This is a genomic window from Streptomyces sp. MK37H (assembly GCF_018035285.1).
Taxonomy (GTDB): domain Bacteria; phylum Actinomycetota; class Actinomycetes; order Streptomycetales; family Streptomycetaceae; genus Streptomyces; species Streptomyces endocoffeicus.
Map to the genome: position 1 here is coordinate 1 of NZ_JAAAYH010000502.1, position 6146 is coordinate 6146.

The window sequence follows — 6146 nt, forward strand, 5'->3', positions numbered from 1 at the left end:
CCCGCCACAGGCGTCACGATCCAGCGGACACCGCCCGGCCCGCAGCCGGAGCGGGCGGCATGGGACTCCGCCCCTGGACCCCGGAGCCTGGAGCGGACCCCCAGCTGCGGGAAGTGGCAAGGAGAGGAACAGCCCGCCGCAGGCGTCACGGTCCGGCGGACACCCCTAGAAGACGGACCAGCCCGTCAGCGTGGTGAAGTGGTCCAGGGCCGCCACTCCGGCCACCGAGTTGCCGCGGGCGTCGAGGCCGGGGCTCCAGACGCACAGCGCGCAGCGACCGGGCACCACCGCGACGATGCCGCCGCCGACCCCGCTCTTGCCGGGCAGCCCGACGCGGTAGGCGAAGTCGCCCGCCGCGTCGTACGTACCGCAGGTGAGCATGACCGCGTTGACCCGCTTGGCCTCGCTGCTCGACAGGAGCCGGGAGCCGTCCGCGCGCAGCCCGTGTCGGGCGAGGAAGCCGCCGGCCAAGGCGAGATCGCGGCAGCTCATCTCGATCGAGCACTGCCAGAAGTAGTGCTCCAGGACGGTCGGCACGGGGTTGTCGAGGTTGCCGTAGCCGGCCATGAAGTGGGCGAGGGCGGCATTACGGTCGCCATGGGCGGTCTCGGAGGCGGCGACCTCCTGGTCGAAGGCGAGGTCCGGATTGCCGCTCTCGGCGCGCAGGAAGTCCAGCATGGTGGTGCTGGCGTCGCCGGTAAGGGTGTGCAGCCGGTCGGTGACGACGAGCGCCCCGGCGTTGATGAACGGATTGCGCGGGATGCCGTGCTCGTACTCCAGCTGCACCAGGGAGTTGAAGGGGTTGCCCGAGGGCTCCCGGCCGACCCGCCGCCACAGCTTCTCGCCGTCGTCGGCGAGGACGAGCGCGAGGCTGAACACCTTGGAGATGGACTGCATCGAGAAGGGCCGCTCCCAGTCGCCGACCCCGGTGACCCGGCCGTCGACATCGGCGAGGGCGATCCCGAAGCGGTCCGCGTCCACCGAGGCGAGCGCCGGGATGTACTGGGCCACCCGACCCCGGCCGATCTGCGGCCGCACATGGGCCGCGACCTCCTCCAGCACTGCCTGGTAGTCCATGGTGCGGTGCGTCTCCTGTTGCGAGGTCGTACGGATGAACCGGTCCGCACGATAACGCGCCCCCTACCATTCATCACCCCATGTGTTTATGGGTGTTCGGTGGGTAAGCAAGTGGGTGAACGAGGCGGGCCGCGACCGGGGCTCGCCTCAGGACCAGAACGGAGGCGGGGCATGGCCTCACCCATGTCCGCGGGGGACTTCCTGGCGGCGCTGACGAACGAGGGCTTACAGGTGACGCAGGTCGGCGACTGGCGGCACCACAACCGGAACCACAAGGGGCCGTGGGGCCCGGTGCACGGGGTGATGATCCACCACACCGTCACCTCCGGCACCGAGGAGACCGTGGAGATCTGCCGGGACGGCTTCGAGGGGCTGCCCGGCCCGCTGTGCCACGGCGTGATCGCCAAGGACGGCGGCGTCCATCTGGTCGGCTACGGCCGCGCCAACCACGCCGGGCTGGGCGACGACGACGTCCTGCGGGCGGTGATCGCCGAGAAGGCCCTCCCCTCGGACAACGAGGCGAACACGGACGGGAACCGCGCCTTCTACGGCTTCGAATGCGAGAACCTGGGCGACGGCGAGGACCCGTGGCCCGAGGCCCAGCTGGACGCGATCGCGCGGGCCGCGGCGGCCGTGTGCCGCCATCACGGCTGGACCGAGCGTTCGGTGATCGGCCACCTCGAATGGCAGCCGGGCAAGGTGGATCCGCGCGGCTTCACCATGGCCTCGATGCGCGACCGGATCCGCGAACAGCTCAAGTAGGACGCTGAAGGATCCACAGAGCACCCGTGCGGAAGCGCGTAACGCGTAACGCGTAGCGCGTAAGGGCGGGCGCGGAGGGGTCGGGGCTCAGGCTCCCTCCTCCGTGGCCCCCTCCCGGTAGAGCGCCGCCTCCTCCAGGTCCAGCCGCCGCAGCAGCGACCGCAGCATCTCCTCGTCGATCCGCCGGGCGTCCCGCAGTTCCACGAACACCGCCCGCTCGGCCTCGATCATCTCCCGGGCCAGCCTCCGATAGGTGTCGTCCGCCGATTCGCCGGTCACCTCGTTGACCGCGCCCAGCCGCTCCCACACTGCGTTGCGGCGCTGCTCCAGCACCGTGCGCAGCCGGTCGGCGAGCGGCGACGGCAGGGCGTTGCGCTCATCGGCGAGCAGCTCCGCCAGCCGGCGCTCGGCCGCCAGCGACGCGGTGTTCTGCGCCTGGGCCTCGGCGAGGGTCTCGGCGTGGGGGTCGCGGCCGGGCAGCCCGAGCAGCCGGATCAGGGACGGCAGGGTGAGCCCATGGACCACCAGGGTGCCGATGACGGTCGTGAAGGTCAGGAAGAGGATCAGATTGCGGGCCGGGAAGGGGGCCCCGCCGTGCACGGTCTCCGGGATCGAGAAGGCGATGGCCAGCGAGACCACCCCGCGCATCCCGGCCCAGCCGACGACGACCGGCGCGGTCCAGTTGGTGCCGGGCTCGCGCTCGCGGATCCCGGGGAAGAGCATGCGCGGCACGAACGTCGCCGGGAAGACCCAGACGTAGCGGGCGGCCACCACGGCCAGGAAGACGAGGGCCGCGTACCAGGCGGCCTCGCCCGCCCCGTACTCCCCCAGGCCGCCCACCACGACCCGCAGTTGCAGCCCGATCAGCGCGAACACCGCCGACTCCAGAACGAAGTCGATCATGCGCCAGACCGCCGCCTCCTGGAGCCGGGTGGCGAAGTCGACCTGCCAGGAGTGGTGTCCGAGGTAGAGCCCGACCACCACGACGGCCAGCACACCCGACGCCCCGACCTGCTCGGCGACGGCGTAGGCGACGAAGGGGATGAGCAGCGAGAGGGTGTTCTGGAGCAGGGCGTCCCGCAGCCGGGTGCGCAGCCAGTGCAGCGGCACCATCAGGATCAGACCGACCACGACGCCGCCGATGGCCGCGAAGGCGAACTCCCGCAGCCCCTCGGTCCAGCTGACGCCCTCTCCCACGGCAGCGGCCACCGCCACCCGGTAGGCGGTGATCGCGGTCGCGTCGTTGAACAGGGACTCGCCCTGGAGGAGCGTGGTGAGCCGGGCGGGCAGCCCGATCCGGCGGGCGATGGCGGTGGCGGCCACGGCGTCCGGCGGCGCGACCACCGCGCCCAGCACGAGGGCGGCGGTCAGCGGCAGCTGCGGGATCAGCAGATGGGCGACCACGCCGACCGCGACCGTCGCGAAGAGCACATACCCGACGGAGAGCAGCGCGATCGGCCGCAGATTGGCGCGCAGGTCGAGGTACGAGCTGTCCAGCGCGGCGCTGTGCAGCAGCGGCGGCAGCACCAGGGGCAGCACGATATGCGGGTCCAGGGTGTAGTCCGGCACCCCCGGCACGTACGAGACGACGAGCCCGGCCGCGACCAGCAGCAGCGGCGCGGGCACCGGGGTCCGGCGCGCCGCGCCCGCGACCACCGCGCTGCCCGCGACCAGCATCAACAACGGCAATACGTCCATCGTCCGGCCCTGTCTCCGTCGGCCGTCCCGACGGTCGTCCATGTGCTCGCCCACGCGGCGTTTTAGTCTGGCAATCATGAACGAGTGCCCGCATGTTCCCGCACTGCCGCGTCCCGAACCGGAGCCGCGGTCCGACACCTGTCCCGAATGCCTGGCGGTCGGCAGCCACCCCGTCCAGCTGCGGAAGTGTCTGGTGTGCGGCCATGTGGGCTGCTGCGACTCCTCGCCGTACCAGCACAGCACCCGCCACTTCGAGGAGACCGGCCATCCGGTGATGCGCAGCTTCGAGGAGGGCGAGGACTGGCGCTGGTGCTTCGTGGATCAGCTCATCGTGGGGTGAGATGCCGGCGTGTGGTCAGTCCCAGCTCCGCGGACGCCCTGGTCTTGGCGCTTTCCGCGCAATGTCGGAGATCGACTGCCGCGTTTGTCGGTGCGGCCCGCTAGCCTTCACCACATGATCCGATCAGCGAAGCCGTCCGACGTTCCGGCGATCCATGCGATGATCCGCGAGCTGGCGGACTACGAGCGGGCTCCGCAGGAGGCGAAGGCCACCGAGGAGCAGCTGCGCGAGGCGCTCTTCGGGGCGCATCCCGCGGTGTTCGCGCTGATCGCCGAGGAGGCCGGTGGCGCCGGAGAGCCCGCCGGTCCGGTGGGGTTCGCCCTGTGGTTCCGTAACTTCTCCACCTGGACAGGCACCCATGGCGTGTACCTGGAGGACCTGTACGTCACCCCGCGGGCCCGCGGGGGCGGCCACGGCAAGGCGCTGCTCGCCGAGCTGGCGCGGATCTGCGTGGAGCGGGGATATGCCCGTTTCGAATGGTCGGTGCTCGACTGGAACGAGCCCGCGATCGGCTTCTACGCCGCGATCGGCGCGGAGGCGATGGACGAATGGACGGTGCGCAGGCTCTCGGGAGAGCCGCTGCGAGCGCTGGCCGCTCAGGCCATGGGCACCGCCGTGACCAGCGATTTCCTGAGTGAGGCGACATCTCTTTCGAATTGAGACCGCAAACCCTCTAGCCACGCTGCGTACTCATGTGCTTACTATGAGTGATATCGCGGCCTTGTGGGCCGGGGTTCACCCGTGATGGGGGCCGTGCATCGTCCGGGCGACACCGAACCGCAGATCGCGATAGCGTCGCAGCCAAAGTACATACAGCGCCGACCCGTATCACCCTCCACCATAAGGGTTCGGGGCCGACGCTCCAATCAGCTCAGCTCAATCAGCTTGTGTCACCTTGGAGGTGAGGGTGTCCCAGATCGCAGGCGAGCCCGGGACCCAGGACTTCGTGGAAGTCCGGCTGCCCGCTGCGGGTGCCTATCTGTCGGTGCTGCGGACGGCCACCGCCGGCCTCGCAGCCCGCTTGGACTTCACCCTCGACGAAATCGAGGATCTGCGTATCGCCGTCGACGAGGCATGCGCGATCCTGCTGCAGCAAGCCGTGTCCGGCAGTGTGCTGAGCTGCGTCTTCCGCTTGATCGACGACGCACTCCAGGTGACCGTCTCGGCTCCCACCACCGACGGTCGCGCCCCCGAGCGCGACACCTTCGCCTGGACGGTGCTCTCCGCACTGGCGGGCAAGGTGGACTCGACGGTGGCCGAGGACCGAACGGTCAGCATCAGCCTGTACAAGGAGCGCGGCGCCGGCCCCGGACAGCCGTGACGGAACAAGGGGGCTCCGTGAGCACTGCATCATCGCGGGGAGTAGGTACCCCGGCCATCCCGCACCCGCCGGCCCGGCCGCATCCCGCGGACTCGGAAGCGGCAGGAGACCGACCAGAGCGGGCGGACCACATGGATCAGCACGAGCAGGTGCATCAGCAGCACGATCCGCAGGACCGGAGTGGCGCGCGGGCGATGTTCGCCGAGCTGCGACGGCTGCCGGAGGGCTCCACCGAGCGGGCCGAGCTGCGCAACCACCTCGTGCGAATGCATCTGCCGCTGGTGGAGCACCTGGCCCGGCGCTTCCGCAACCGCGGTGAGCCGCTGGACGACCTCACCCAGGTCGCCACCATCGGGCTGATCAAGTCCGTGGACCGGTTCGACCCGGACCGCGGTGTGGAGTTCTCCACCTATGCGACGCCCACGGTCGTGGGCGAGATCAAGCGCCACTTCCGCGACAAGGGCTGGGCGGTGCGGGTGCCGCGCCGGCTTCAGGAGCTGCGGCTGTCGCTGACCACGGCCACCGCGGAGCTCTCCCAGCGCCATGGCCGCGCCCCGACCGTCCATGAGCTGGCCCAGCATCTGTCCATCTCCGAGGAGGAGGTGCTGGAGGGGCTGGAGTCCGCCAATGCCTACAGCACCCTGTCCCTGGACGTCCCGGACACGGACGACGAGTCCCCGGCGGTCGCCGACACCCTCGGTGCGGAGGACGAGGCGCTCGAGGGCGTCGAGTACCGCGAGTCGCTCAAACCCCTGCTGGAGGATCTGCCGCCGCGCGAGAAGAAGATCCTGCTGCTGCGCTTCTTCGGCAATATGACGCAGTCGCAGATCGCGCAGGAGGTCGGCATCTCCCAGATGCATGTCTCCCGGCTGCTGGCCCGCACCCTCGCGCAGTTGCGCGACAAGCTGCTGGTCGAGGAGTAGCAAGCGCTACGGGGTGCCCTGCGGC

The 6146-nt window shown here is 70.4% G+C and carries 7 protein-coding genes; 5 read left to right on the forward strand and 2 right to left on the reverse strand.

Features of this window, described 5'->3' with window-relative positions:
• Nucleotides 1–165: 165 nt before the first annotated feature.
• On the reverse strand, nucleotides 166–1077 hold the full coding sequence (locus GWI24_RS38995) for a glutaminase (RefSeq protein ID WP_210950765.1): 912 nt from the start codon (nucleotides 1075–1077) through the stop codon (nucleotides 166–168).
• Between the two features lie 171 nt (nucleotides 1078–1248).
• Between GWI24_RS38995 and GWI24_RS39000 the strand changes: the two genes are divergently transcribed.
• Nucleotides 1249–1839, forward strand: a complete 591-nt coding sequence (locus GWI24_RS39000) for an N-acetylmuramoyl-L-alanine amidase (protein ID WP_210950766.1) — start codon at nucleotides 1249–1251, stop codon at nucleotides 1837–1839.
• Nucleotides 1840–1926: 87 nt separating this feature from the next.
• On the opposite strand, the gene GWI24_RS39005 is transcribed toward GWI24_RS39000, so the two are convergent.
• Nucleotides 1927–3537, reverse strand: a complete 1611-nt coding sequence (locus GWI24_RS39005) for a Na+/H+ antiporter (protein ID WP_210950767.1) — start codon at nucleotides 3535–3537, stop codon at nucleotides 1927–1929.
• A 76-nt stretch (nucleotides 3538–3613) separates the two neighbouring features.
• Here GWI24_RS39005 and GWI24_RS39010 point away from each other — a divergent pair, with 76 nt between their 5' ends.
• The 4 genes from GWI24_RS39010 to GWI24_RS39025 all read left to right on the forward strand — a co-directional run bounded on the left by GWI24_RS39010 (nucleotide 3614) and on the right by GWI24_RS39025 (nucleotide 6121).
• A complete protein-coding gene (locus tag GWI24_RS39010; protein WP_037962921.1) occupies nucleotides 3614–3877 on the forward strand; it encodes a UBP-type zinc finger domain-containing protein in 264 nt (87 codons plus the stop codon).
• Between the two features lie 114 nt (nucleotides 3878–3991).
• Nucleotides 3992–4537: a GNAT family N-acetyltransferase gene (locus GWI24_RS39015; RefSeq protein WP_210950768.1), complete on the forward strand. Its 546-nt coding sequence runs from the start codon at nucleotides 3992–3994 to the stop codon at nucleotides 4535–4537.
• Nucleotides 4538–4784: 247 nt separating this feature from the next.
• The gene (locus tag GWI24_RS39020) at nucleotides 4785–5198 is read left to right on the forward strand and encodes an anti-sigma regulatory factor (RefSeq protein WP_014054819.1); all 414 of its coding nucleotides are present in this window, start codon (nucleotides 4785–4787) and stop codon (nucleotides 5196–5198) included.
• Nucleotides 5199–5215: 17 nt separating this feature from the next.
• Nucleotides 5216–6121 carry an RNA polymerase sigma factor SigF gene (locus GWI24_RS39025; protein ID WP_374103394.1) on the forward strand — a complete coding sequence of 302 codons (906 nt, stop codon included), beginning with the start codon at nucleotides 5216–5218 and terminating at the stop codon, nucleotides 6119–6121.
• Nucleotides 6122–6146 lie beyond the last annotated feature (25 nt).